Below are 26,395 nucleotides of genomic sequence, written 5' to 3' on the forward strand. Positions count from 1 at the left end.
GTGCCGCCGTCCCGGGTCGGAACGTAGCGAAGTGGAGGCCGACATGAGTGAGGTCGTGGTCAGTGGCGTGATCAAGCGGTACGGCCGAGTGTCCGCCCTCGCCGGGGTGGACCTGACCGTACCGTCGGGCCAACTGACCGCCGTCCTCGGCCCGTCCGGTTGCGGAAAGACCACCCTGCTGCGCTGCCTGGCCGGTTTCGAGCGGCTGGACGCCGGGGAGATTCGCATCGACGGCGCGCTGGTGGCGGGCGGCGGACGACACCTACCGGCGCACCGACGCAACATCGCGGTGGTGCCGCAGGAGGGTGCCCTCTTCCCGCACCTGAGCGTGGCGGACAACGTCGGCTACGGCCTCGACCGGGCGGCCCGACGGTCGGACCGGGTCGAGGAGGTGCTGACCCTCGTCGGGCTGGCCGGGCTCGGCGACCGGATGCCGCATCAGCTCTCCGGCGGGCAGCAGCAGCGGGTGGCGGTCGCCCGCGCCCTGGCGCCCCGGCCGGCGGTGGTGCTGTTGGACGAGCCGTTCAGCGCCCTCGACGCGGGCCTGCGCGCGGGGCTGCGCCACGACGTCCGCGACGCGCTGCGCGCCGACGGCGCGACCGGTGTGCTCGTCACCCACGACCAGGGTGAGGCGCTGTCGGTCGCCGACCAGGTGGTGGTGCTCCGCGAGGGGAGAGTGGTCCAGGCCGCCGCACCGGCCTCGGTGTACCGCGAGCCGGTCAACCTCTGGGTGGCCGAGTTCGTCGGCGACGCGGTGCTGCTGCCGGCGGTCGTCGAGCAGGGCGTCGCGCGGACCGCGCTGGGTGAGGTGCCGCTCGCCGGTGCGGTGCCCGACGGTCCGGTCACCGCACTGGTACGTCCCGAGCAGGTCCGCCTGACGACGGGCACCGGCGGTGTCGCCGCGACCGTCCTTCGCCACGACTTCCACGGTCACGACGCGCTGGTCGGTCTCGGGCTGCCCGACGGTACCCGGATCACCGCGCGAATCCTCGACGGCGATGCCGCCGTGGCCCTGGGAAGCCAGGTGACGGTACGCGTGGAGGGTGCGGCTCGGGCCTTCCCGACCGACCCGGCCCCCGGCCGTCCATCTCCCGCCCCGGTGCGCCTGGCCGGGTGAGGACCCGGGCGAGGCCGGGGTCACCGCAGCGGCGCCCCCGCGCGGCGACGACGCGAAGCGGCCCGGCGGATCGGTGTGGATCGTCCGCCGGGCCGGTTCACGTCAGGTCAGGTCAGGTCAGGTCAGTTGACCACGAACAGCAGGCGGTTCGGGGAGCCGCTGCCCGGGTTGGACACCACACCGGTGGTGGCGTTGTTGACCAGGTAGCTCTTGACCTGGGCGGGCGAGTAGGAGGGGTTGGCGCCGAGCACGAGGGCGGCGGCACCGGCCACGTGCGGCGAGGCCATCGAGGTACCGCTGATCGTGTTGGTCGCGGTGTTGCTGGTGTGCCAGGCCGACGCGATGCTCGAACCCGGCGCGAAGATGTGCACGCACGAGCCGTAGTTGGAGAACGAGGAGCGGGCGTCGGTGTTGGTGGTCGAGCCGACGGTGATCGCGGTCGAGGTCCGGGCCGGCGAGTAGTTGCAGGCGTTGGCGCTGGAGTTGCCCGCCGCGACGGCGTAGGTGACGCCCGAGGCGATCGAGTTGCGCACGGCGTTGTCGATGGAGGTGCTGGCGCCGCCGCCGAGGCTCATGTTCGCCACGGCCGGCTTCACCGCGTTGGCGGTCACCCAGTTCACGCCGTTGACCACGCTGGTGGTGGTACCGCCGCCGGAGCAGTTGAGCACCTTCACCGCGATCAGACGGACACCCTTGGCCACGCCGTACGTCGAGCCACCGACGGTGCCGGCGACGTGGGTGCCGTGACCGTTGCAGTCGGTGTTGTTGCGGTCCACCGTGTTGGTGCCCCAGGTGGCCCGGCCGCCGAACTGGTTGTGGCTGGTCCGGATGCCCGTGTCGATGATGTACGCCCGCACGTTCGAGGCGGTGTTCGGGTAGGTGAAGGTGCCGTTCAGCGGCCGGTTCCGCTGGTCGATCCGGTCCAGGCCCCAGGGGGCGTTGGTCTGGGTCGCCTGGATGCTGACCACCTGGTCCTGCTCCACGTAGGCCACCGCCGGGTTGGCCGCGAGCCGCGCCGCCTGGGTGGCGGTCATCTTGGCCGCGAAGCCGGTCAGCGCGGCGCTGTAGGTGTCGGAGACGGTGCCCCCGTACCGCTTGACCAGGGTCTTCGCCCGGTCCGGAACGGCGGAGCGGGCCTTCGACGACCCGGCGGCACCGACGGCGTCGGTGTTCAGGACGACGAGGTAGCTCCCGCTGACCGCGTTCGACGCGCCGGCCCCGAGGATTTCCCCGGTGGGTGCGGCGACGGCCGCGGTGGTGCCGGCCGCCGAGACGGCCGCCGCGGTGGCGACGACGGCGAGCGCCCGGATGAACTGCCGTCGCGCGGTAGACCCTGAGGACATGGTGCCTCCCTTACCTGGGCGGCCGACCGGGCTTCTGGCCGGGCGGTCCGCACCCTGGACTGAGTTGGAGAGATGCTAGCGCTAGATCGATGAATATGACAGGGATGTTCGTCGATTGGTTTTCAATGTCACGGCCGATGCCCGTCACCCCGTCGCCACCAGGCAGGATGACGGTGTGGACGGACACGACATGCTGCTCTCCCCCGCCGGAGTCGACGCGTTACGGACCGCGTTGACGCGAGCCGACTTCACCGCCAACGGCATCGCCGCGCGGCTCGGCGCGCAGGCGACCGGCGGGGTCGCCCGCAACGACTTCCGGGCCGCGCTGCGGGCCACCGCCGACCGGGATCCCCTCGCCACCCTGATCCGGGTGTTCATCTGTGAGCAGACCGAGCCGGAGGAGGCGGTCGCCGCCGCACTGGCTCCGCTGCCACTGTCCGACGCGCTCGCCGCCGGACTCGTCGAACGGCACGACGACGGGCTGCGGATGGGACTCGACCTGGAGCCGTACGGCGACGACTGGTGGGTCCTCGCGGACGTGCCGGCCAGCGCCCGCCCCGGCCGTCCACTGCACGCCGAACACGTGCTCGGCATCGGCGGGGCGACGCAGACGATGATCGGCGCCGCGCTACGACGGCCGGTCGACACCGCGCTGGACCTGGGCACCGGATCCGGTGTGCAGGCGCTGCACCTGGGCACTCACGCCCGGCAGGTCACCGCCACCGACGTGTCCCGACGCGCGCTGCGCTTCGCCGCCACCACCGCCGCCCTCAACGGCCAGGACTGGGAACTGCTGCACGGTGACATGGTGGCTCCGGTCGCCGGCCGCCGGTTCGACCTCGTGGTGAGCAACCCGCCCTTCGTGGTCGGGCCCGGCACCACCACGCACGTCTACCGCGACTCCGGCCGGGTCGGCGACGCGATCGGCGCCGAGCTGGCCGCCGCCGCACCGGGGCTGCTCACCGAGGGCGGCACCATGCAGTACCTCGCCAACTGGGTGCACGTGACCGGCGAGGACTGGGGCGAGCGGGTCGCCGGCTGGTTCGACGGCACCGGCCTGGACGCCTGGGTCATCCAGCGCGAGGTCGCCGACCCGATGGCGTACGTCCACCTGTGGCTGACCGACGTCGGTGAGGCCGCCGACCCGCAACGGATGGCCGAGTGGCTCGACTGGTTCGACGCGCACAAGGTGGAGGCGATCGGCTTCGGCATCGTCTCGCTGCGCCGTAGCGACCACGACGACCCGGTGCTGCGGGTGGAGGACCTGCGCCAACGCGTACAGCCGCCGATGGGTGATCGGATCGCCGAGTGGTTCGACCGGCAGGACTGGCTGCGCGGGCGGGACACCGACGGTCTGTTGGCCGCGCGTTACCAGGCCGCCGACGGGCTCCAACTACGTCAGGAGGCGACGATGGGATCCGACGGTTGGGCGGTGGAACGGCAGGTCCTCGCCATGCCCGACGGGCTGCGTTGGAGCGAGGAGATCGACCCGCTGGTGCTGGCCCTGGTGGGCGGGGCCGACGGCCGGTTGCCGCTGCGGGACCAGCTGGCGCTGCTCGCCGCCGCCCACGACGTGACCACGGAGGAACTGGCCGAGGCGGCCGGGCCGATCGTGGCGCACCTGGTGGAGCGGGGTTTCGTCACGCCGGTGGTGACCTGATGCGGGCGGTGGTGCAGACCGTCGGTCGGGCCAGCGTGACCGTCGACGGCGAGGTGGTCGGCGCGGTCGACGACGGGTTGCTGGTGTTGCTCGGAGTGACCCACACCGACACCCCGGAGATCGCCCGGACGATGGCCCGCAAGGTGCACGAGTTACGCATCCTCGACGGCGAGCGATCGGCGGCGGACGTCGCCGCGCCGATCCTGGTGGTCAGTCAGTTCACCCTCTACGGCGATGCCCGCAAGGGTCGTCGGCCGACCTGGACCGCGGCCGCGCCGGCGGAGGTGGCGGAGCCGCTGATCGAGGAGGTGGTCCGGGAGCTGCGCCGGCGCGGCGCGACGGTCGCCACCGGCCGGTTCCGCGCGCACATGCTGGTGGAGAGCGTGAACATCGGCCCCCGAACCATCCTCCTCGACCTGTGAGGCCACCGGACACAGGTCAGTGACCGGCACCGACCACTGTGTGCCGGGCGCGGGGTTCAGCCGAAGAGGCCCCGGCGTTGCAGCGACTGCCGCAGCCAGCTGTCGAGCTGGGCGGCCCAGTCGGTGTTCGCCGCCGAGGCGTGCTCCACGGCGAAGCGACCGAAGACGTCGCGGCCCTCGGTGAACAACCCGCCGCGCTTGTCCAGTTCCAGCACCACCTGCACCTGCCGGGGGTCGGTGACGAAGGTGACCTCCAGTTGGTTCATCGCGCCCGCGTACTGCGGCGGCGGGTAGAACTCGATTTCCTGGTAGAACGGCAACTTCTGGTGGACACCGTAGATGTGGCCACGCTCCACGTCGGCTCGCGAGAACCGGAAACCGAGCCGCAGCAGCGCCTCCAACAGCTGCTCCTGGGCAGGCAGCGGATGCACCGCCACCGCGTCCAGGTCACCCTTGTCGACCGCGCGGGCCACCTCCAACTCGGTACGCAGACCCATCGTCATCCCGTGCAGATGTTGCCCGTACATCTCGGTGAGCGGCGTCTCCCACGGCACCTCGAACCGGAACGGGATGTCGTAGCGCTGCCCCGCCTCCAGCCGGAACGCGCCGGTGACCTGCTGGCGCTGGAACTCCTGGTTGGTGACGTACTCGTTGTCGCCGCTCTCCACCTCCACCCGGGTGAGCAGCCCCAGGGCGACGTAGGTCACGTCGACCCCGTGGTCGCCGCCGGTGACCGCGATGGTGCCCTCCAGATGGCCCCCCGGCCGGCAGTTCGGATTCGACAGCACCGTCTCCACTGACGGGCCGCCAACTCCCATCGCCTGCATGAGCCGTTTGAAGACCACTTCTGCCTCCGTCGTTCGTCGCCCGCATCGGGCGGTTACGCCGGCCCCACGGCCGACCGGTGGCACGGTAATCGGCGTCGACAAGCCGACATCGACGAACCGCCAAACCAACCACGTCACCGAATGCTGACGCAAAGACCACCGCCAGTGTCCGATCGTCTCGCAAAGACTGTCGGTTCCCCGATCGCCTCACTCCCGTTTTACGCCCCGAACGCCAAGCTGTTTGTCACCGGCGCAACTGGCCGGGCGGACACGGCATGGACGTGGACACGGGGAGAGACTGAGATGGCTCAGCAGATGACGGAGTACCGGACGAACGCCGGCACCAACGCGGAGTACGGCGTCGACACCCTGACCGATCTGGACGCCACCGACGAACGCGGTGTCTCCACCGATCTGGTCCGGGCATATTTGAACGGCATCGGTCGGACGAAGCTGCTCACCGCGGTGCAGGAGGTGGACCTGGCCAAGCGCATCGAGGCCGGCCTGTTCGCCGAGGAGAAACTGAACACCTGCGTCCCGGTTTCCGCAGAGTTGCGCGCCGACCTGGAACTGATCGCACGACAGGGCCGGGCCGCGAAAGACCACCTGCTGGAGGCGAATCTGCGCCTGGTGGTCAGCATTGCCAAGCGCTACACCGGCCGTGGCATGGCCTTCCTCGACCTCATCCAGGAAGGCAACCTCGGCCTCATCCGCGCCGTCGAGAAATTCGACTACACCAAGGGCTACAAGTTCTCCACCTACGCCACCTGGTGGATCCGCCAGGCCATCACCCGCGCCATGGCAGACCAGGCCCGCACCATCCGCATCCCGGTCCACATGGTCGAGCAGGTGAACCGGATGGTCCGCGCCCGGCGCGAGCTGGCGGTGTCGCTGGGTCGGGAGCCCACCGTCGCCGAGGTGGCCAAGGTGCTCGACGTGCCCGAGATCCAGGTGATCGAGCTGATCTCGTACGACCGGGAGCCGGTGAGTCTGGACCAGGCTGTCGGCGAGGACGGTGAGAGCGCCCTCGGTGACTTCGTCGCCGCCGTCGACCCGGCCGCCGGGCCCGGCGACGCGGCAGCCCAGGGCGAGCTGCGTAACGAGGTGAGCATCGTGTTGGCCACGCTCTCGCAGCGCGAGCAGGCCGTCATCCGGCTGCGGTTCGGCCTCGACGACGGCCGCCAGCGCACCCTGGACGAGGTCGGTCGGGAGTTCGGCCTCTCCCGTGAGCGGATCCGGCAGATCGAGAAGGTGACGCTGCTGAAGCTGCGGGCGCCCGAGCGCGCCCAGCGGTTGGAGGCGTACGCCTGCTGAGCTGAGCGTTCGATCATCGGCCCCGGCGGTACCCGCCGGGGCCGATGCGTGCCTGGTGCTTGACGACGCCCGCACCACCCGGTAGAAACCAATCGGTTATTGAACCGAGAGGTTATCTACCGTGCCCACTGACTTGGACGCCACCTTCGCCGCCCTCGCCGACCCCACCCGGCGGGCCATCCTCGCCCGGCTGGCGGCGGGCGAGGCCACCGTGACCGAACTCGCCGCGCCCTTCGCGATGAGCCAACCGGCCGTCTCCAAGCACCTGCGGGTGCTGGAACGCGCCGGGCTGGTCAGCCGGGGGCGGGACGCCCAACGACGCCCCTGCCGTCTCGAGGCCGCGCCACTGCGGGAGGCCACCGCCTGGCTCGCCGCGTACCGCGACCACTGGGCCGAGCGCTACCAGCGACTGGACGCCCTGCTCGACGAGTTGCGCTCGACCGAGGACGGGCAGGGCATCCCGGGCACCGCCGACGGCAGGGCGAACCCGTGATCGACGACCACCTGGTGGTCGACACGCCAGGCGATCGGGACATCGTGCTGAGCCGCGTCTTCGACGCACCGGCACACCTCGTGTTCGCCGCCTTCACCCGCCCTGACCTGCTCGTGCGTTGGTACGGCGCACGCGGCTGGCAACTGGTCGAGTGCGCGGTGGACCTGCGGGTGGGTGGTCACTGGCGGTTCGAGTCGCAGGGCCCCGACGGGCAACGGATGGTCCAGCGTGGCGTCTACCGGACGATCGTCGCGCCGCACGAACTCGTCTGCACCGAACGCTTCGACGATCAGTCCTACCCCGGCGAGACGCTGATCCGGCACACGTTCACCGAACTCGCCGGAAAGACCACCGTCACCACCACCCTGCGCTACGCCACCCCCGAGGGACGCGCCACCGCCCTGCGGTACCCGATGACCCGAGGAATCACCGAGAGCTACACCCGACTCGCCGCGCTGCTGGCGACACGGACAGGAGGACAGGAATGAACTGGACGTTGGAAGTGGTGGTCGTACCGGTCTCCGATGTGGACCGGGCCAAGGCGTTCTACACCGACCAGCTCGGCTTCGTCGTCGACCACGACACAGTGGTCGGCGACGGCGCGCGCATCGTGCAGTTGACCCCACCCGGATCGGGTTGCTCGGTCGTCATCGGCACGGGTGTGGTGCCGCACATGCCGCCCGGGTCGTTGAAGGGCCTGCAACTCGTCGTACCGGACCTTGCCAAGGCTCGCGCCGAGCTGCTCGAACGAGGCGTCGAGGTGAGCGAGATCCAGGTGCTCGGTGAGAACCGGAGCCCGGTGCCGGATCCGCTGGACAACGTCGGCTTCGTCTTCTTCGACGACCCCGACGGCAACGCCTGGGCGGTGCAGCAGATCTCTTCCCGCCGGTAGAGGGTGAAAGGAAGGGCCCCTTCCTATACACGAGGCGTTAGGAAGGGGCCCTTCCTTTCACAAGCGGCGGGGGCCGGTGTCGGGGCGGGGCACGGCGGCCGAGCCGACCCGGACGTTCGCGTGCAACACGGACAGGCCGTCCGGCCGGGCGAGCACCGGATTCAGCGTCAACGCCCGTACCCGGGGCTGGTCATCGGCGAGGCGGCCGACCCGCAGCAGCAGGTCGGCCAGGGCCGCGCGGTCCACCGGGGCGGCCCCGCGATGACCGCGGAGCAACGGTGCGGCCCGAGGCGCGTCGACCAACTCGGCGGCGTCCCGGTCGGTCAACGGCACCGACCGCCACGCCCGGTCGCCGAGCAACTCCGTGGCCACCCCACCGAGCCCGAACCCGACCACCGGACCGAACGCCGGATCCTCGACCAGTTCCACGACACAGGCCACCCCGGGCGGCACCATCGGCTGCACCAGGACCTCCGCACCGAAGGCCACCGCCAACTCCGTGGCGGCGCGGCGCACGGCGGCGGCGTCCGACAGGTCGAGACGTACCGCACCGAGGTCGAGTCGGTGCCGCAGCCCCGGGGCGGCGGCCTTGAGCGCCACCGGGAACCCGAGCCGTTCGGCCGCCTCGACGGCCTCGTCGACCGAGGTCACCGGCACCGACTCGACCACGTCGATGCCGTACGCGGCCAGCAACGCCGCCACGTCGGTGTCATCGGCCCGCAGCGCCGCCTGCGCCGCCGCCGGGTCCACGTCGGACAGTTCCGGCACGACTCCGGTCGGCCGACGCAGCCATTGCGCGTACGCGGTGACCCGGGACAGCGCCCGGACCGCCTCCTCCACGCTCGGATACGACGGCACCCCGGCCGGGGCGCAACCGACCAGGAAAGTGGCCACCGCCGGTTTGCCGCCGGACAGCGCGGCGGGCAGGGCGGCGCTGAAATCGGCCTCGGTACCGGTGAACTGGCCGGGCAGCGGCGGCGCGAAGAGCACCACCAACGCGTCGACCGACTCGTCGGTGGCGGCTGCGGCCAACGCGTCGGCGAACTCGGCGGCGCTCGCCCTCGGCCCGACATCGCGCGGGTAGCCGGCGGCGACGGTCAGGCCCTGGGCCGCGCAGGCGGTGGCCGCGAGCCCGGTCAGCGCCGAGGAGTTGCCGACCACGCCGACCCGGTTGCCGGCCGGCAGCGGCTGGTTGGCCAGCAGCACACCGACGTCGAGCAACTCACCGACGGTGTCCACCCGGATCACCCCGGACTGGGCGAACAACGCGCTGACAGCTGTGGCATCCGGGCCGGTGGCCCCACCCAGCCCCGCAGGCCGAGCCGGTGAGGCCAACGCCACCACCGGCTTGTCCCGACCGATGCGCCGGGCCAGCCGGGCGAACTTGCGCGGGTTACCGAAGGTCTCCAGGTACAGCATGATCACGTCGGTGCCGGGGTCGTCCTGCCAGTACTGCAACAGGTCGTTACCGGAGACGTCGGCCCGGTTGCCGGCCGAGACGAAGCTGGACAGGCCGAGCCCGCGTCGATCCGCCTCCGCCAGCAGCGCCACGCCGAACGCCCCGGACTGGCTGAAGATGCCCACCCGGCCCGGCACCGGCAGGCGCGGGGCGAGGGTGGCGTTGAGGCGTACCGCCGGATCGGTGTTGGCCACCCCCAGGCAGTTCGGGCCGATCACCCGCATGCCCGCGGCGTGGGCCGCGCGGACCAGGGCCCGCTGCGCGGCGGCACCCTCGACGCCCGCCTCGGCGAAGCCCGCGGAGATCACCACCAGACCGTGCACACCGGCCGCCGCGGCGTCGGCGACCACCGCCGGGGCGGCCTCCGGGGGTACCGCCACCACCGCCAGGTCGACCGGCAGCCCGGCGTCGGCCGCCGACGGGTACGCGGGCAGCCCGGCCACCCGCACGGCGCTCGGGTGCACCGGCACCACCGACCCGGTGAATCCGCCGTCGCGCAGGTGCCCGAGCACCGCCGCGCCGACGCCCTGCCCGGTGGCGCTGGCGCCGTAGACGGCGACGCCACGCGGGGCGAGCAGCCGGGCGATGGACCGTGCCTCGGTGCGGTGCTCCCGACCGCGCTGCACCTCCAACGTCGCCTCGGTCGGCGCGATCGGGAAACTCAGGTGCACCACCCCGTCGGCGAACTGACGCTGGATCTGGTAGCCGAAGTCGGCGAAGACCCGCAGCATCTGACCGTTGGCCGGCAGCACCTCGGCCACGAAGTTGACGATCCCGGCGCGGCGGGCGGCATCCGCGAGATGCTCCATCAGCACCGAGCCGATACCCCGACCCTGGTACGCGTCCTCGACGACGAAGGCCACCTCGGCGTCGGGCGACTGCGGCCCGAGCCGCTCGTACCGGCCGACGGCGACGATCCGGTCGCCGGCCAGTACCACGAACGCCTCCCGGTCGTGGTGGTCGACGTTGACGAAGCGGTGCAGGTCCCGCTCCGGAATGCGGGGGTACGGCGAGAAGTAGCGCAGGTAGCGGGTGCGCTCGGAGAAACGGGAGTGCATCGCCACGATCCCGGGCGCGTCCGACGGGTCGATCGGTCGCAACTGGACCGTGCTGCCGTCGCTGAGCAGCACGTCCACGGCTTGTTCGGGAGCGTCCACCTTGGTCGGCTCAGTCAGTCGCGCGGATCGTGCGGGTCGAGGCCGAGCAGCGGGAAGACCGCCTTCCGGGTCGCCGCGATCGCCCGGTCCACCGCGTTCGGCTCTCCCGTGGGCTGCCACGGCTCGTAGCCCGGGTCGACGTCGTCGGTCATCCGCAGCGGCACGTCGAAGCGGGGCCGGCGGGCCCTGGCCAGTTCCCGCCAGGCCGGTGGGGTCAGCGTCGCCGGGTCCAACGGCGCGCCGGTGGCCACCGCCAGCAGATGCGTCCAGGCCCGGGGCACCACCTCGACCAGGGCGTACCCGCCACCGCCGGTGGCCACCCACCGCCCGTCGCACAGCTCGTCGGCGAGCGCCCGCAACGCCAGGTAGGTGGCACGCTGCCCGTCGACGGACAGGTGCAGGTCGGCCAGCGGGTCGACGCGGTGGGCGTCCGCTCCGCACTGGGTGAACAGCAGTTGTGGGCGGAACGCCCGCAGCACCGACGGCACGATCGCGTGGAAGGCACGCTGCCATCCGGCATCCTCGACGCCGGGCGGCAACGGGATGTTGACCGCGGTGCCCGCGGCGTTCGGGCCGCCGGTCTCGTCCGGGAAGCCGGTGCCGGGAAAGAGGGCGAGCGGACTCTCGTGCAGGCTGACGGTGAGCACCCGGGGGTCGTCCCAGAAGATCTGCTGCACCCCGTCGCCGTGGTGCACGTCCACGTCGACGTAGGCGATGCGCTCGGCACCCAGGTCGAGCAGCCGGGCGATGGCCACCGCCGGATCGTTGTAGACGCAGAACCCGGCGGCGCGGGCGGGCATCGCGTGGTGCAGGCCACCCGCGACGTTGACCGCCCGACGGGCCGTTCCCCGCCACACCGCCTCGGCCGCGATCACGCTCGCTCCGGCGACCAGCGCGCTGGACTCGTGCATCCCGTCGAACACCGGATTATCCGACGTACCCAGACCGAACCCGGCGAAGAGCGGGTCGCGCGGCGCGATCCGCACCGCGTCCAGGTAGCGCGGGTCGTGCACCCGGGTGAGCAGGGCGTCGTCGGCGGGCGCTGGCGGCACCAGCCGCACCCCGGGCCGTTCCAGGATGCCGAGTTCCCGGGCGAGCGCGATGGTCAACTCCACCCGTACCGGATCCAGCGGGTGGTCACCGAGGTCGTAGGCGAGCAGCGACTCGTCCCAGACCACCACCGTGTCGTCGGACATCTGCCCATGGTCGCACGAGGCCCGGCCGGCGGCCCGGCCACCAGGCCGGACCCCGGTCGGGCGGCGGAGGGCTCAGCCGTTGCCGGGCGCAGGTGTCGGGCCGGTGGCCACCGGTCGGGCCGGGTCGGCGACCCAGTGGCTCCACGAGCCGACGTAGAGCGCGGCGTCCTCCCGCCCGGCCAGGTGCAACGCCAACACGGCCTGGGCGGCGGTGACCCCGGAACCGCAGTACGCGCCGACCGGCGTCCCGGCAGCCACCCCGACGGCGGCGAACCGGCCCCGCAGTTCCTCGACGGCCGGGAAGCGGCCCTCGGTGACGTACTCGGGCGCGGGCAGGTTCACCGCGCCGGGGATGTGGCCGGCGACCGGATCGATCGGCTCGTGCTCGCCCCGGTACCGAGGGGCGGCCCGCACGTCGATCAGGACGCCGTCACCGGCGGCCAGTCGGGCGGCGGACGCGGCGTCCAGCACCGGGAGTGCCCCCGGTCGGACGGTCACATCGCCCGGCGTCACATCTGGTTGTTCGGTGCTGACCGGCAGGCCGGCCGCCGTCCAGGCCGGGTAGCCGCCGTGCAGCAGCCGGACCGGTCGGTGCCCCGCCCAGCGCAGCGTCCACCAGGCCCGGGACGCCGACATCCCGTCACCGCCGTCGTACACCACCACCGGATGACCGGCCCGTACCCCCGCCGCCCGCAGGGCCGCCTCCAGCTTCGCCGGGTCAGGAAGCGGGTGTCGTCCGGCCGGGCCGGGAGCGCCGCACAGCGCGGTGTCCAGGTCGACGAAGACAGCGCCCGGCAGGTGTCCCGCCAGATAGTCGTCCCGGCCGGGAGCCCCGACCAGGCGCCAGCGGACATCGAGCAGGGTCGGCGGGTTGGTGCCGTCCAGTTCGGCGGCGAGCCGCTCGGCCTCGACCAGAAGATCATCAGTAGCGGACATAGCCTTCAGTCAACACCATGAGTGACATGCCCAACGGTTCAGCGACAGACGTTGGGGGTGCGGCAGGGTACCATCGAGCTCTGGAGGGCCGCTGACACCATGAAGTCACACGACCTGGTCGACACGACCGAAATGTACCTGCGTACGATCCTCGAACTTGAGGAAGAGGGTGTGCCTCCGTTGCGCGCCCGGATCGCTGAACGGTTGCGCCAGAGCGGCCCGACAGTCAGTCAGACCGTCGCCCGGATGGAACGCGACGGTCTGCTCACCGTCGAAGGTGACCGGCACCTGAGCCTCACCGAGCGGGGGCGCAGCACCGCCATCTCGGTGATGCGCAAGCACCGCCTCGCCGAGCTGTTGCTGGTCAACGTCATCGGGATGCCCTATGAGGAGGCCCACGAAGAGGCCTGCCGCTGGGAGCACGTGATGAGCGACGCGGTCGAGAAGCGGGTCTACGACCTGCTCAACCGGCCTACTCGGTCGCCGTACGGCAACCCGATCCCGGGCCTGGAGGAACTGGGCTCGCCCAGTCAGGCCGAGCCCGAGCCGGTCGACGGCGAGCGCAACCTGGCCTTCCCCGGCCTCAGCGGCACGGTCGTCGTACGGCGGATCTGCGAGAGCGTGCAGACCGACTCCGAGGTGCTGCGGCAGCTCCACGCGGCCGGCGTCGACCCGGGCGCGACGGTGACCGTGGCGCAGGAGCGCGACGCCGTGTCGATCGACCGTTCCGGCGAGAGCATCCGGCTGCCCCGCGAGATCGCCTCCCGGGTCTTCGTCGCCGCCGCCTGACCGTCGAGCGACCGTCCCGGCGCCGGTCGCTCACCTCAGGTACGGGCAATGTCGGCAACCCCGGCCGCAGCAGGTGCCCCGGCGCGCCAGGAAACCGGCGGTGAGGACGAACAGTCCCGTGGCCGGGTCACGGTAGCCGGCCTCACCCGCAGCCAGAGCGGCGGTGTGCGCGCTGAGAATGCGCTGCCGGTCGGGATGGTCGAGCGGTAACCGCGACGGGTGCGGCTCGGTCAGGGGCCGCGCCGCCAGGGGGCGTCGTTCTCCGCTCATCCCGGGCAGTCTAGGTTTCCCTCACTGGCCTTCATCCGCACCGGCCACGCCCTGGCCGGGTCAGCGGGACGACGTCGACGAAGGAGAGCGCATGGCCCAGTACGCAGTCCTCATCTTCTCGCCGGCACCGGCCGACCCGATGGACCTCACCCCCGACTACGTCGCCCTGCTGGATCGGTACCCGGGCCAGGTGGAGGAGTTGGGCGGCAAGATCGTGACGGGCTTCGCCCTGCAACCGAGCACCACCGCCACCGCGGTACGCGGCGACCTGGTGACCGACGGCCCGTTCATCGAGGCCAAGGAGGTCGTCGCCGGGTTCTTCATCCTAGAAGCGCCGGACCTGGACACTGCGGTGCAGATCGCCAAACTGAACCCGGCCACCATTGACGGCGGGGTGGAGGTCCGACCGTTGTTCACGCCACCCGTCGAGTGAACGGCGGTGGGCGCGGCGTCGCGCCGCCCTCGACCGCCGAGGTGGAACAGGCCGTGGCGGACGCGCACCGCCGTGAGTGGGCCTTCGTGCTCGCCGCCACGGCCCGCGTCGCCGGTGACTTCGACCTCGCCGAGGAGAGCGTCCAGGAGGCGTACCTCGCCGCGCTCAGCGCGTGGGCCCGGGACGGTGTACCGGACCGACCCGGCGCGTGGCTCACCGCGACGGCCCGACGCAAGGCCCTCGACGTGCTGCGCCGTCGGCAGGTGTTACGCGCGAAACTGCCCCTGCTGGTGGAGCCGGACGCCACCGAATTGGATCTCCCGGACGAGGTCGCCGTCCCCGACGACCGGTTGCGCCTGGTCTTCACCTGCTGCCATCCGGTGCTCGGCCGCGAGGCTCAGGCCGCGCTCACCCTGCGTCTGGTCTGCGGGGTGAGCACCGCCGACATCGCCCGCGTCTTCCTGGTCCCCGAACCGACCATGGCGGCCCGGATCACCCGGGCCAAGAAGAGGATCGCCGCCGCCCGGGTGCCCTACCGCGTGCCCGAGGCCGCCGAACTGCCCGAGCGGCTGGACGCGGTACTCACCGTCGTACACCTGCTCTACACCACCGGACACACCGCGCCGACCGGCGGTGACCTGGTCCGCGCGGACCTGGTGGACCGGGCGCTCCACCTGGCCCGGATGCTGGCCGCGTTGATGCCCGACGAACCGGAGGTACGCGGGCTGCTCGCGCTGCTGCTGCTCACCGATGCCCGCCGGGCCACCCGCACCGACGCCGAGGGTCGGCTGCTGCGCCTGGCGGACCAGGACCGCGCCGGATGGGACCGGGAGGCCATCGACGAGGGTCGCCGTCTGGTGCTCGACGCGTTCCACGCCGGACGCCCGGGCCGGTACGCCCTGCAGGCCGCCATCGCCTCGCTGCACGCGCTCGCGCCCAGCTACGAGGCGACCGACTGGCCGCAGATCGTCCGGCTCTACGACGCGTTGCTGGACCGCTGGCCCTCACCGGTGGTCGCGCTGAACCGGGCGGTGGCGGTGTCGATGGTGCACGGCCCGACCGTGGCCCTGGCCGACGTCGACGCCCTCGCCGAGGACCCACGCCTGGCCGGCTATCACTACCTGCCGGCGATCCGGGCCGACCTGCTGCACCGGCTCGGCCGCAACACCGAGGCGGCCGAGGCGTACCGGGCCGCGATCGACCTCGTCGACAACGATGCCGAACGCATTTTCCTCACCACCCGCCTGGGCCGCGTACAACCTGGCTCCGCCGGACCAGCCGAGCCCCCGACAGTGCGCTGACGAGGCGGAGCCCCGGGCAGTCACCGCCCGGGGCTCCGTCGTGTCGGTGGATCGTCGGTCAGCTGCAACCGCTGGTGGAGCCGCAGCCCTCGCAGACGTAGCAGCTACCGGCCGGGCGCATCTTCGTACCGCAGGTGAAGCAGAGCGGTGCGTCGGCGGCCTTGCCGATCACGGCCTCCAGCAGCTCGGTGCTGGAACCGACCGACGGTGCCGGCTTGACCGCGGCGGCGTCGGCGAGTTCCTGGGCCGGTTGGGCGACCGCGTCGACCTTGGACTCCTCCGGCTTGTTCTCCACCGGGGCGGAGGCCGCCATCGCGGTCAGGTCCGTGCCGTTCGCCTCGGCCTCGGCCTCGGCGGCGAGCTGGGCGGCCCGCTCCTTCGCGGTGAAGATGCCCAGTTCGGCGCGGCGCTCGTAGGGCAGGAAATCCAACGCCAGGCGACGGAAGATGTAGTCCATCACCGAGGCGGCCATCCGCACGTCCGGGTCGTCGGTCATACCCGCCGGCTCGAAGCGCATGTTGGTGAACTTGCTGACGAACGTCTCCAGCGGCACGCCGTACTGCAAGCCGATGGAGATGGCCACCGAGAAGGCGTCCATCACGCCGGCCAGGGTGGAACCCTGCTTCGACATCTTGAGGAAGACCTCGCCGAGACCGTCGTCCGGGTACGACGAGGCGGTGAGGTAGCCCTCGGCTCCGCCCACGGAGAAGGAGATCGTCTCCGACGGGCGCTTCTTCGGCAGCCGCTTGCGCACCGGACGGTACTCGACGACCTTCTCCACCACCGGCTCGACGGCGGCGGACGCCTCCGGCTCGGCCGTCTTCTTCTTCGCCGCCGACAGCGGCTGGCCGACCTTGCAGTTGTCCCGGTAGATGGCCAGCGCCTTGAGGCCCAGCTTCCAGCCCTCGAAGTAAATCTTCTCGACGTCCTCGACGGTGGCCTGCTCCGGCATGTTGACCGTCTTGGAGATGGCGCCGGAGATGAACGGCTGGACCGCCGCCATCATCCGCACGTGGCCCATCGGCGCGATGGACCGCTCGCCCATGGCGCAGTCGAAGACCGGGTAGTGCTCCGGCTTCAGGCCGGGGGCATCCACCACGTGCCCCTGGTCGGCGATGTGCTCGACGATCGCCTCGACCTGCTCCTCCGGGTAGCCGAGGGAGCGCAGGGCGCGCGGCACGGTCTGGTTGACGATCTGCATCGAGCCGCCGCCGACCAGCTTCTTGAACTTGACCAACGCCAGGTCCGGCTCGACGCCGGTGGTGTCGCAGTCCATCATCAGGCCGATGGTGCCGGTCGGCGCGAGCACGCTGGCCTGGGAGTTCCGCCAGCCGTTCTTCTCACCGATCTTGTTGCCGAGCGTCCACTGCTTGGTGGCCTCGCGGACCACGGCGGTGGCCACCGTGCCGGACGGCTTGATCTCGTCGTTGGCGGCGGCGTGCTTGCGCATCACCCGCTTGTGCGGCTCCGCGTTACGGGCGTAGCCGTCGTACGCGCCGACGATGCCGGCCAGCTCGGCCGAGCGGCGGTACGCGGTGCCGGTCATCAGGGAGGTGATCGCGGCGGCCAGCGAGCGGCCCTGGTCCGAGTCGTACGGCAGGCCGGAGGCCATCAGCAGGGCACCCAGATTCGCGTACCCGATGCCGAGCTGCCGGTATGCCCGGGTGGTCTCGCCGATCTTCTCGGTCGGGAAGTCTGCGAAGCAGATCGAGATGTCCATCGCGGTGATGACGAACTCGACGCTCTTGACGAACTTCTCCACCTCGAAGCCACCGTCGGCGCGGAGGAACTTCATCAGGTTCAGCGAGGCGAGGTTGCACGAGGAGTTGTCCAGGTGCAGGTACTCCGAGCACGGGTTCGACGCGGTGATCCGGCCGGTCTCCGGGCAGGTGTGCCAGTCGTTGATGGTGTCGTCGTACTGGAGACCGGGGTCGGCGCACTCCCAGGCGGCCTGGGAGATGGTGCGGAACAGCTTCTTGGCGTCCACGGTGTCGATCACCGCGCCGTCGAGCCGGCCACGCAGGTCGAACGTGCCGGCCTTCTCCACCGCCGACATGAACTCGTCGGAGACCCGGACCGAGTTGTTGGCGTTCTGGTACTGCACGCTGACGATGTCGGCACCACCGAGGTCCATGTCGAACCCGGCGTCGCGCAGCGCGCGGATCTTGTCCTCCTCGCGCGCCTTGGTGACCACGAACTCCTCGATGTCGGGGTGGTCGACGTCGAGGATGACCATCTTGGCCGCGCGCCGCGTGGCGCCGCCGGACTTGATGGTGCCGGCGCTGGCGTCGGCACCGCGCATGAAGCTGACCGGGCCGGAGGCGGTGCCGCCGGAGGAGAGCAGCTCCTTGGAGGACCGGATCCGGGAGAGGTTCACGCCGGAGCCGGAGCCGCCCTTGAAGATCAGCCCCTCCTCCTTGTACCAGTCCAGGATGGAGTCCATCGAGTCGTCGACGGACAGGATGAAACAGTTGTGCACCCGGAGGTTGCCGGCCAGGAACTCGCCGCTCTCGGTCTGGATGTCGTAGACCTCCATCGACCCGATCGGCTCGATGCGGTCGATCTCCAGCCGCTTGACATCCGCTGCGGGCCGGCCCGGCTCGGCGAAGCCCGCTTCGAGCTCGGCCATCTTCACCGCGCCGACGAACCCGATGTGGGTGGCGAAGAGATCCCGGTCGCCGTCGTTCTGGATGCGGACCGTCCACACGCCCTTGCGATCCGGACGCGGATCCGCCTTGAACGACACCCGGGAGAAGATCCCGAAGCGCAGCAACAGGCTCTGCACGCCCCGGATCAGTTCCTCCGAGATCATGTCCACCGCGACGAGCGTGGACCGCTCGCGCGCCGAGACGTAACCCTCGGCTTGGAAGATGCTGCGCAGATACGCGGCGACGACCGGCAGCGGTGCCGTGAACAGCCGCTGCGGCACCCGCATTTCGGTACCCCGGGGCAGCAGGTCCCACTTCTCCACAAACGGGCGAAGGTGCTCGCCGTAGAGGCAGGTATGCCGGACGTCGAGGTTCTGATCCTGAGTGGTCACCGGGCGCTCCTTGCGGTGCGCGTCCGGGAACACCTCGTCGAGGGCGGTGGTGACCCAGTCCAGTTCATCGTCGTCGACGGTCATCGCCTCGATCGTCAACGACCGGTTCGTGCCCTCGGCGTACTGGCCGACGAAGCCGTCCGACTGCAACCAGCCAGCCAACGCGGCCTCGCGGATCTCCCGCAGGTCCAGTTCGCTCTCGCCGTAGGCGTAGGTGCGGTGCCATTCGAGCTTGTCGCCCGGGTTCAGGGTGCCGGCCTCGACCCACTCACCGGTGCCGCTGCCCGTGCTCTTCCAGACCACGTGATCCGGGGTGACATCGAGCGTATAGCCCGCCTTGGTGTGCAGTCGGAGGACTTCGCGCACCCCGTTGGCCTTGACGGCGACAATGCTGGTGAGGCCGGTGCCGTCGTAGACCTTGGCACCGACGGCGCCGTCTTCGACAAGCTTGCCGATCGGCACCAGACCGCCGGGGGTGCTGACCAGGGAGTCGTACGGCAGGCACGCGCTGACCTGCTGGGGCGACGGGGTGCCGACGTTGAACCAGACCGGGGAGTTGAAGCTGAACACCTGGTTCAGCAGCATCCAGGTCAGCTCGTGCGCGAAGACCTCGGCGTCGGCCGGGGAGGCGAAGTAGCCGTACTCCTCACCGGCGGTGCGGTAGGTGGTGACCACCCGGTCGATCAACTGCTTGAGCGACCACTCCCGTTCCGGGGTCCCCACCGCGCCCCGGAAGTACTTGGTGGTCACGATGTTGGCCGCGTTGACGCTCCAACCCTCCGGGAACTCCACGCCCCGCTGCTCGAAGTTGATCGAGCCGTCCCGCCAGTTGGTCATCACGACGTCACGGCGTTCCCAGGTGACCTCGTCGTACGGGTGCACGCCCTCGGTCGTCCAGACCCGCTCGACCTTGAGCCCCGCGCCCGCCTTGCTTCGTGACCTGCTTGTCGTCACACCGTCCCCCGGCATCTCATCCGCCCCCTCGTCCGCGCGGGCCCGCCGCGCGATCCGACTGTCACTGGTACTGCTGAAAAGAACTACTGCGCGTGACCGGCGGCGCTGGCCGCCTCGGCACCGTCTTCCTCCCGGGCGCGTGCCGCTGCCCGTAGCGTCTCGATCTCCCGCTCGAAGTCGGCGAGCGAGTCGAACGACCGGTAGACGCTGGCGAAGCGCAGGTAGGCGACCTCGTCCAGGTCCCGCAGCGGGCCCAGGATGGCCAGCCCCACCTCGTGGCTGGGAATCTCGGCCGCTCCCTTGGCCCGGACGGTCTCTTCGACCCGCTGCGCCAGCAGCGCGATCGAGTCCTCGTCGACGGGCCGGCCCTGGCACGCCTTGCGCACCCCACCGATGATCTTCGTCCGGCTGAACGGCTCGGTGACACCGCTGCGCTTGACCACGGCGAGCACCGCCTCCTCGACGGTGGTGAACCGCTTGCCGCACTCGGGGCAGGCCCGCCGCCGCCGGATCAGTTGACCGTCGTCGGCCTCTCGCGAGTCGACCACGCGGGAGTCGGCGTGCCGGCAGTACGGACACCGCATCGCCCGACCTCCTTTGATCGACCACAGGTCCGCCCGCCCGCGCTCCGGGCACGCCTCAGTGAGCCGGAGCCATCTCCGCAGGATTGGCCCGGCTTGGCGGTGCGGGGAGTGCGGTCGGTAGTCGAACCCAACCTGTAGGCAACTTACGCCCATGTGACTACTACATCTAGGGGTTGACCGTATGCCGCCGACGATCCGGGGTCAAGTTGGCCGGCGTGTTCGGCGCGTCACCGACAAACCCCAACAGCACCACCCGTCACCCGCAACCGGAGAGCCCAACGCGATCCGGCGACGCGGGTTACCACCCTCCGGCCAACGCGCCGACAATTCCTTCACCTCGAACAGACGTACTATTACGGCGGTCGTGATGGATTTCCACGTCAACACGCCGCGGCAGGTCGTACAGATGTTTGAAAAAGACCGATCTCACCTATACGGTCATGAACAACCGGAGGCGACCATGGTCGACCCACCGGCCGACAGATCACCGCGCGCACCACGAGCCGCCGAGGCACTTCAGCGCCGACCAGGGAGGACGGACGTGACCGAGGACCGGGCCAACCGGCCCCAGAGCCCGCAACAGAGCATCCCGGCGGGCACCCAGGCCGCCCGACGCCGCACCGTCACCCGCGCCCGTTCCGGCCAGCCGGCCGTGCGCCCGGTGGCCCCGGTGGTCAGCGGCTTCCCCGACCCGGCCACGGTGGATCTGACCGCCCGACAGCGACGCATCCTGGAGTTCATCCGCACCTGGGTGGAGCGCCACGGTTACCCGCCGAGCGTGCGGGAGATCGGTGAGGCGGTCGGGCTGGTCTCCCCGTCCAGCGTCGCCTACCAGCTGAAGGAGCTGGAGAAGAAGGGCTTCCTGCGGCGCGACCCGAACCGGCCCCGGGCGGTCGACGTGCGCTCCCCGAGCGATGTCGACGACGAGCTGAGCCGCTCCCAGCGGCCCACCCCGGCCTACGTGCCGATGCTCGGCCGGATCGCCGCCGGTGGGCCGATCCTCGCCGAGCAGTCGATGGAAGACGTCTTCCCCCTCCCCCGCGAGCTGGTCGGCGAGGGCGAGGTCTTCATGCTCCAGGTCAAGGGTGACTCGATGCTCGACGCGGCGATCTGCGACGGCGACTGGGTGGTCGTCCGGCAGCAGCCGACCGCGGACTCAGGTGAGATCGTCGCCGCCATGCTCGACGGCGAGGCGACCGTGAAGACCTACCGGCTACGTGACGGTCACGTCTGGCTGATGCCGCAGAATCCGGCCTTCGACCCGATCCCTGGTGACGACGCCACCATCATGGGCCGGGTGGTGGCGGTGCTGCGCCGCATCTGACCTGCGGCAGACGACGGTGCTGGCCCGAGGTCAGCACCGTCACCAGGGGTCAGTACCGGTCGCCCCGGTAGCCGTAGTTGCCGCCACGCACCTGGCCGTACGACCCGCCGTCGTCCTCGCGGTAGCGGGCGGAACGTCGCCCCCGGTACTCGGGCTCGGTCGGGCCGCCCCGTCGAGGCGGCTCAGCACGCCCGCTTCCGCCGGGCTGTCCGCCACCGCCGTAGACACCGCCACCGGGGCGTCCACCGCCACCGGCAGGTCGCCCGCCGCCGGGCCGCCCGTAGACGGGGGCGCTCTCGCCCGGTCGGCCACCACCGCCGTACACGCCACCGCCGCCCTGACCCGGGCCGGCGGCCGGTCGGCCACCGCCGCCGTAGACACCGCCGGAGCGTGCCCCACCGCTGGGCCGCCCGCCGGCCGGCGAGCCACCGTAGACACCGCCCCCGGCCGGAGCCCCGCCGTAGACCCCACCCCGGCTCTGGTCCCGCGCCGGGCCGAATCCGTCGTCCCGGCGGCCCGGGGCGTCGGCGACATCGTCGCCGTCGCGCTTGCGGGCGGTGGGCACCGGGCGCTTACGGGCCCGCAGGATGCCGAAGATGCCCGCGCCGACGAGCAGGGCACCGATCACGCCGACCCCGGCGATCAGGTACATGATGTCGGTCGGGTTCAGATCGTCGAGGAACGACTGCCCGGCCTTCCCCTCGCCGGGATCACTGGCCAGGTTCTTCGGGCCCTCCGTGGAGGGGGTGTAGCTGAGGATGTTGACCGGGTCGTCATCCTCCAGGTGCCCGGCGTCGGAGACGGTCAGGAACGTCTTGCCGTCGGTCGAGTAGGCGATCGCCTCGCCGAACGGGTCGGCCAGGGCGGTGACCCGGGGCGTGCCGGTGGTGATGGCGGCGACGATGTCGCCGTTCTCGACGTCGTACTCGAAGGCGTCGGCATAGGTACGCAAAACCACCCGCGAGCCGTCCGGAGACCGTGCCGCGCCGGTGATCGCGACTCGACCGAAGGTGCTCAGCGGGTTCTCGGTGTCCGTCCTCGGCAACTCGACGTCGCCGACCTTCTTCATCGGCACCGGCTCGGTGTCGCCGGTCTTCAACGGCCCGTCCGGGGTGAAGATCTCGGCCTTGCCGGCGGTGACCTTCGTGATGATCAGCGGCATCTTGTCGGCGCCGATCAGCAGCGCCTCGGCGTCGCGCGGCTTGTTGTCCGGGTAGGACAGCCGGTGCAGCTTGGGTTGGCTGCGACCGCTGATCGGCATACTCCAGACCGCCACCTGCTTGCGACGCTCACGGCTGGTCACGTTGTCGCCGGTGTCGGCGATCCACAAGGTCTTGCCGTCCGGCGAGACGGCGAGGTCCTCGGTGTCGTACGGCCCACCACCCGAGTAGGGGACCTCGCGGACGACGTCGCAGTCCTTGTTGAGGTAGAAGACCCGCTTGCGGTTCTCCTGCTCGCTGCTGTCGTTGACGACGATGTAGCCGTTCTTGGTCACCACCAGGCCGGACAGCTCACGCAACCGCGGGTCGGTGATCGAGCACTGCTTCTTTCCCGCCGCCGTGATCGGCGGCCCCACCACGGCGTGCGGTGGCGCCGCCACCACGGAAGACGCTGCCTTGGCGGGTGAGCCGGGCGCTACCAGCGCGGCACCGGCGACCGCCACGGTGGCCCCGACCAGGCCGAGGGCAGCCGTGACGGAGGAGACAGTGCGGAGCATGAAAGAAGTGTCGCATGCCGCAGGTTTCCGCTGGGTGACGCGGCGGCCCCACCGCCGCCGACAATCACCGCGCGCTACCGACCACCTGCGTTGCGTCGTGATACGGGAGCAGTTCGGCCGCGAGTGCCTCGTTGACCCGTACGTGCACCATCGTCCCTTCCGCCAGGTGGGCGGTGCTGAGCACCTCGCCCTGCCGGTGCAGCCGGGCCACCAGGTCACCCCGGTCGTACGGCAGCACCACGCGTACCTCGACGGCCGGGCGGGGCAACCGCCGCTCGATCGTCTCGCGCAGGTCGTCGATGCCCAGGCCGCTGTGCGCGGAGACGAAGACCGCCTCCGGCCAGAGCCGCTTGAGCCGCAGCAGCGTCTCCTCGTCGGCCGCGTCGACCTTGTTGACCACCAGCAGCTCCGGCAGCCGGTCGGCACCGACCTCGCCCAGCACCTCCCGGACGGCCCGGACCTGCTCCTCCGGATCGGGGTGGGCACCGTCGACGACGTGCACGACCAGGTCCGCCTCGGCGACCTCCTCCAGCGTCGAGCGGAACGCCTCGACGATCTGGTGCGGCAGGTGCCGGACGAAGCCCACCGTGTCGCTGAGGGTGTAGACCCGCCCGTCGGAGGTGGTGGCGCGGCGGGTGGTCGGATCGAGCGTGGCGAACAGCGCGTCCTCCACCAGCACGCCGGCCCCGGTCAGGCGGTTCAGCAGGCTGGACTTTCCGGCGTTGGTGTAACCGGCGATCGCCACCGCGGGCACCGCGTTACGGGTACGGCGGGCGCGCTTGGTCTCGCGTACCGTCCGCATGGCCTTGATCTCGCGGCGGAGCCGCGCGATGCGGTGCCGGATGCGCCGCCTGTCGGTTTCCAGCTTGGTCTCACCGGGACCACGGACACCGACGCCACCACCGGCACCACCGCCCCGGCCGGACCCACCGGTCTGCCGGGACAACGTCTCACCCCAGCCGCGCAGCCGAGGGAGGAGGTATTCCAGCTGGGCCAACTCGACCTGCGCCCGACCCTCCTTGCTCTTGGCGTGCTGGGCGAAGATGTCGAGGATCAGCGCGGTGCGGTCAACCACCTTGACCTTGGTGCGCTGTTCCAGGTTGCGCAGCTGGGACGGGGACAACTCACCGTCGCAGATCACCGTGTCGGCACCGGAGGAGAGCACCACCGAGCCGAGGTCGTCGACCTTGCCGCGACCGATGTAGGTCGCCGGGTCGGGACGGTTGCGCCGTTGGATGAGCCCTTCGAGCACCTGCGAACCGGCGGTCTCCGCCAGCGCGGCCAGCTCGGTGAGGGAGTTCTCCGCGTCGGCCTGAGTGCCCTCGGTCCAGACGCCGACGAGGACCACCCGCTCCAGTCGGAGCTGCCGGTATTCGACCTCGGTGACGTCGGTCAGCTCGGTGGAGAGGCCAGGGACCCTTCGCAGCGCCTGCCGCTCGGAGAGCTCGTACTCGCCGGTGGTGGTGTCGAGCTCGTCGTCGGAGATGTGAACGTAGGTCTCCTGGTCTCGCAAGCGATCTCTCCTGTCCGTTCTGTGCAGGTACCGAGCAATCCTGACATGTGTCAACGCCCGACGCACCTGGTATATGCCCGCCTGATGGCGGTGGAAGCGGGGGCGGCTACCGGCTGCCCAGGTCGGGCGAGTAGAAATGCGGACGAGCCGTTCAGCGCCGACGGAGGGACCTGCGTGGCCACGACCCGACTACCCAGTGCCGGATTCTCGATCACGATCCGCATCGCCGTGCCCGCCGATGCCTCCTCGATCGGGCGACTCACCACCTCGGTGGGCGAGTCCGGGGCGATCGTCACCGCGCTGGACGTGGTCGACTCCGATCCGACGAACGTGATCGTCGACCTGACCTGCGACACGGCCGATGCCGGTCACGCCGACCAGGTGGTCGCCGCGCTCCGTACGCTCGACGGCGTCGACGTGCGCAAGGTGTCCGACCGGACGTTCCTGCTACACCTCGGCGGCAAGATCGAGGTGAGTCCGAAGGTCGCCCTGCGGAACCGGGACGAGCTGTCCCGCGCGTACACCCCGGGGGTGGCCCGGGTCTGCCAGGCGATCGCCGAGAACCCCGCCGACGCCCGGCGGCTGACCATAAAGCGCAACACGGTCGCGGTGGTCAGTGACGGGTCGGCCGTGCTGGGGCTGGGCAACCTCGGTCCCGCCGCGTCGCTGCCGGTGATGGAGGGCAAGGCGGCACTGTTCAAGCGCTTCGGCGGGGTGGACGCCTGGCCGGTGGTGCTCGACACGCAGGACGCCGACGAGATCGTCGCCATCGTCAAGGCCATCGCGCCCGCGTACGGCGGGATCAACCTGGAGGACATCGCCGCACCGCGTTGCTTCGAGATCGAGGCCCGGTTGCGGGAGGCGCTGGACATCCCGGTCTTCCACGACGATCAGCACGGCACCGCCATCTGCGTGCTGGCCGCGTTGACCAACGCGCTGCGCGTGGTGGGCAAGCAACTCGCGGACGTGCGGGTCGTGGTCTCCGGAGCCGGCGCGGCGGGCACGGCGATCATGAAGCTGCTGCTGCGTCAGGGCGTCGGTGACATCATCGCGTACGACCGGCAGGGCGCCCTGCACCGTGGCCAGGCCGACCTCAACCCGGCATGGCAGTGGCTGGCCGAGAACACCAACCGGGACGGCTACTCGGGTGACCTGCCCGGTGCGCTGGCCGACGCCGACGTCTTCATCGGGGTGAGCGCCCCGAACCTGCTCACCGGCGACGACATCGCCACCATGGCGAAGGACGCGATCGTGTTCGCGCTGGCGAACCCGGATCCGGAGGTCGATCCGAGGGAGGCCCGCCGGCACGCCGCAGTCGTCGCCACCGGCCGCTCCGACCAGCCGAACCAGATCAACAACGTGCTCGCCTTCCCCGGCGTCTTCCGCGGCATGCTCGACGCGCACGCCGAGGAGTTCACCGAGGAGATGGCGATCGCCGCCGCCCAGGCCATCGCGGACGTGGTGGGCGAGGAAAAGATCAACCCGACGGTCATCGTGCCGAGCGTCTTCGACTCCCGGGTGGCTCCGGCGGTCGCCGCCGCCGTACGCGCCGCCGCCCAGAACCCGGCCGCCACCCCGCCGCCCGCCGCCGACCCGGGGCCGGCCGACCTGCCGGAGATCGCCGCCTCCGCCTCCGCCACTCCCTGACCGGCTG

21 protein-coding genes and 3 pseudogenes are annotated in these 26,395 nt (G+C 71.1%); 12 read left to right on the forward strand and 12 right to left on the reverse strand.

Annotated features, from left to right (window positions below; translation table 11 throughout):
• Positions 1-43: 43 nt before the first annotated feature.
• A complete protein-coding gene (locus tag FF096_RS06870) occupies positions 44-1,117 on the forward strand; it encodes an ABC transporter ATP-binding protein (RefSeq protein ID WP_155215558.1) in 1,074 nt (357 codons plus the stop codon).
• Positions 1,118-1,239: 122 nt separating this feature from the next.
• Here the strand turns inward: FF096_RS06870 and FF096_RS06875 are convergent, their stop codons facing one another.
• Positions 1,240-2,460 carry a S8 family peptidase gene (locus FF096_RS06875; RefSeq protein WP_155215559.1) on the reverse strand — a complete coding sequence of 407 codons (1,221 nt, stop codon included), beginning with the start codon at positions 2,458-2,460 and terminating at the stop codon, positions 1,240-1,242.
• Positions 2,461-2,635: 175 nt separating this feature from the next.
• On the opposite strand from FF096_RS06875, the gene FF096_RS06880 reads away from it, so the two are divergent.
• The gene (locus FF096_RS06880; RefSeq protein ID WP_309222818.1) at positions 2,636-4,120 is read left to right on the forward strand and encodes a methyltransferase; all 1,485 of its coding nucleotides are present in this window, start codon (positions 2,636-2,638) and stop codon (positions 4,118-4,120) included.
• Complete coding sequence (gene dtd, locus FF096_RS06885; RefSeq protein ID WP_155215560.1) at positions 4,120-4,542, forward strand: D-aminoacyl-tRNA deacylase; 423 nt, start codon at positions 4,120-4,122, stop codon at positions 4,540-4,542. Before FF096_RS06880 ends, dtd begins: the two co-directional genes overlap by 1 nt.
• Positions 4,543-4,598: 56 nt before the next feature.
• Here the strand turns inward: dtd and FF096_RS06890 are convergent, their stop codons facing one another.
• A complete protein-coding gene (locus FF096_RS06890; RefSeq protein WP_309222819.1) occupies positions 4,599-5,387 on the reverse strand; it encodes a sporulation protein in 789 nt (262 codons plus the stop codon).
• 285 nt (positions 5,388-5,672) lie between these two features.
• On the opposite strand from FF096_RS06890, the gene sigB reads away from it, so the two are divergent.
• The 4 genes from sigB to FF096_RS06910 all read left to right on the forward strand — a co-directional run bounded on the left by sigB (position 5,673) and on the right by FF096_RS06910 (position 8,068).
• Positions 5,673-6,683, forward strand: a complete 1,011-nt coding sequence (sigB, locus tag FF096_RS06895; RefSeq protein WP_305070127.1) for an RNA polymerase sigma factor SigB — start codon at positions 5,673-5,675, stop codon at positions 6,681-6,683.
• 121 nt (positions 6,684-6,804) lie between these two features.
• On the forward strand, positions 6,805-7,176 hold the full coding sequence (locus FF096_RS06900; protein WP_309222820.1) for a metalloregulator ArsR/SmtB family transcription factor: 372 nt from the start codon (positions 6,805-6,807) through the stop codon (positions 7,174-7,176).
• Complete coding sequence (locus FF096_RS06905) at positions 7,173-7,664, forward strand: SRPBCC family protein (RefSeq protein ID WP_309222821.1); 492 nt, start codon at positions 7,173-7,175, stop codon at positions 7,662-7,664. Before FF096_RS06900 ends, FF096_RS06905 begins: the two co-directional genes overlap by 4 nt.
• Entirely contained in the window at positions 7,661-8,068 is a 408-nt protein-coding gene (locus FF096_RS06910) for a VOC family protein (RefSeq protein WP_155215561.1), read from the forward strand. The genes FF096_RS06905 and FF096_RS06910 overlap by 4 nt, the downstream gene beginning before the upstream one ends.
• Before the next feature lie 57 nt (positions 8,069-8,125).
• On the opposite strand, the gene FF096_RS06915 is transcribed toward FF096_RS06910, so the two are convergent.
• The 3 genes from FF096_RS06915 to FF096_RS06925 all read right to left on the reverse strand — a co-directional run bounded on the left by FF096_RS06915 (position 8,126) and on the right by FF096_RS06925 (position 12,816).
• Entirely contained in the window at positions 8,126-10,684 is a 2,559-nt protein-coding gene (locus FF096_RS06915; RefSeq protein ID WP_309222822.1) for a GNAT family N-acetyltransferase, read from the reverse strand.
• A gap of 14 nt (positions 10,685-10,698) precedes the next feature.
• The gene (locus FF096_RS06920) at positions 10,699-11,880 is read right to left on the reverse strand and encodes an acetoin utilization protein AcuC (protein ID WP_155215562.1); all 1,182 of its coding nucleotides are present in this window, start codon (positions 11,878-11,880) and stop codon (positions 10,699-10,701) included.
• 72 nt (positions 11,881-11,952) lie between these two features.
• Positions 11,953-12,816 carry a sulfurtransferase gene (locus FF096_RS06925; protein WP_155215563.1) on the reverse strand — a complete coding sequence of 288 codons (864 nt, stop codon included), beginning with the start codon at positions 12,814-12,816 and terminating at the stop codon, positions 11,953-11,955.
• A gap of 99 nt (positions 12,817-12,915) precedes the next feature.
• On the opposite strand from FF096_RS06925, the gene FF096_RS06930 reads away from it, so the two are divergent.
• Positions 12,916-13,605 carry a metal-dependent transcriptional regulator gene (locus tag FF096_RS06930; protein WP_155215564.1) on the forward strand — a complete coding sequence of 230 codons (690 nt, stop codon included), beginning with the start codon at positions 12,916-12,918 and terminating at the stop codon, positions 13,603-13,605.
• A gap of 30 nt (positions 13,606-13,635) precedes the next feature.
• Here the strand turns inward: FF096_RS06930 and FF096_RS06935 are convergent, their stop codons facing one another.
• The gene (locus FF096_RS06935) at positions 13,636-13,875 is read right to left on the reverse strand and encodes a DUF5522 domain-containing protein (RefSeq protein WP_155215565.1); all 240 of its coding nucleotides are present in this window, start codon (positions 13,873-13,875) and stop codon (positions 13,636-13,638) included.
• Positions 13,876-13,966: 91 nt separating this feature from the next.
• Between FF096_RS06935 and FF096_RS06940 the strand changes: the two genes are divergently transcribed.
• The gene (locus FF096_RS06940; RefSeq protein ID WP_155215566.1) at positions 13,967-14,308 is read left to right on the forward strand and encodes a YciI family protein; all 342 of its coding nucleotides are present in this window, start codon (positions 13,967-13,969) and stop codon (positions 14,306-14,308) included.
• 86 nt (positions 14,309-14,394) lie between these two features.
• Positions 14,395-15,609 carry an RNA polymerase sigma factor gene (locus tag FF096_RS06945; protein WP_309222919.1) on the forward strand — a complete coding sequence of 405 codons (1,215 nt, stop codon included), beginning with the start codon at positions 14,395-14,397 and terminating at the stop codon, positions 15,607-15,609.
• A gap of 58 nt (positions 15,610-15,667) precedes the next feature.
• Here FF096_RS06945 and FF096_RS27240 read toward each other — a convergent pair.
• From FF096_RS27240 to nrdR, 4 genes and pseudogenes are all read right to left on the reverse strand, one after another.
• Positions 15,668-18,091 (reverse strand): annotated as a pseudogene (locus FF096_RS27240) (vitamin B12-dependent ribonucleotide reductase); the annotation flags it as partial.
• Positions 18,092-18,268: 177 nt separating this feature from the next.
• A pseudogene (locus FF096_RS27245) lies at positions 18,269-19,150 on the reverse strand (LAGLIDADG family homing endonuclease); the annotation flags it as partial.
• Positions 19,151-19,618 (reverse strand): annotated as a pseudogene (locus FF096_RS27250) (vitamin B12-dependent ribonucleotide reductase); the annotation flags it as partial.
• Positions 19,619-19,686: 68 nt separating this feature from the next.
• Positions 19,687-20,187 (reverse strand): transcriptional regulator NrdR, encoded by a 501-nt coding sequence (nrdR, locus tag FF096_RS06955; protein WP_155215568.1) that lies wholly within the window; start codon positions 20,185-20,187, stop codon positions 19,687-19,689.
• Positions 20,188-20,728: 541 nt separating this feature from the next.
• On the opposite strand from nrdR, the gene lexA reads away from it, so the two are divergent.
• Positions 20,729-21,511, forward strand: a complete 783-nt coding sequence (lexA, locus tag FF096_RS06960; protein WP_309222823.1) for a transcriptional repressor LexA — start codon at positions 20,729-20,731, stop codon at positions 21,509-21,511.
• A 49-nt stretch (positions 21,512-21,560) separates the two neighbouring features.
• Here the strand turns inward: lexA and FF096_RS06965 are convergent, their stop codons facing one another.
• Positions 21,561-23,228 carry a hypothetical protein gene (locus FF096_RS06965; protein ID WP_155215569.1) on the reverse strand — a complete coding sequence of 556 codons (1,668 nt, stop codon included), beginning with the start codon at positions 23,226-23,228 and terminating at the stop codon, positions 21,561-21,563.
• Positions 23,229-23,292: 64 nt separating this feature from the next.
• Positions 23,293-24,741, reverse strand: a complete 1,449-nt coding sequence (hflX, locus tag FF096_RS06970; RefSeq protein ID WP_155215570.1) for a GTPase HflX — start codon at positions 24,739-24,741, stop codon at positions 23,293-23,295.
• Positions 24,742-24,915: 174 nt separating this feature from the next.
• On the opposite strand from hflX, the gene FF096_RS06975 reads away from it, so the two are divergent.
• Positions 24,916-26,388, forward strand: coding sequence for an NAD-dependent malic enzyme (locus tag FF096_RS06975; RefSeq protein ID WP_309222824.1), 1,473 nt, complete (start codon positions 24,916-24,918; stop codon positions 26,386-26,388).
• Positions 26,389-26,395: the final 7 nt, after the last annotated feature.

The organism is Micromonospora sp. CP22 (assembly GCF_009712475.1).
Taxonomy (GTDB): domain Bacteria; phylum Actinomycetota; class Actinomycetes; order Mycobacteriales; family Micromonosporaceae; genus Micromonospora.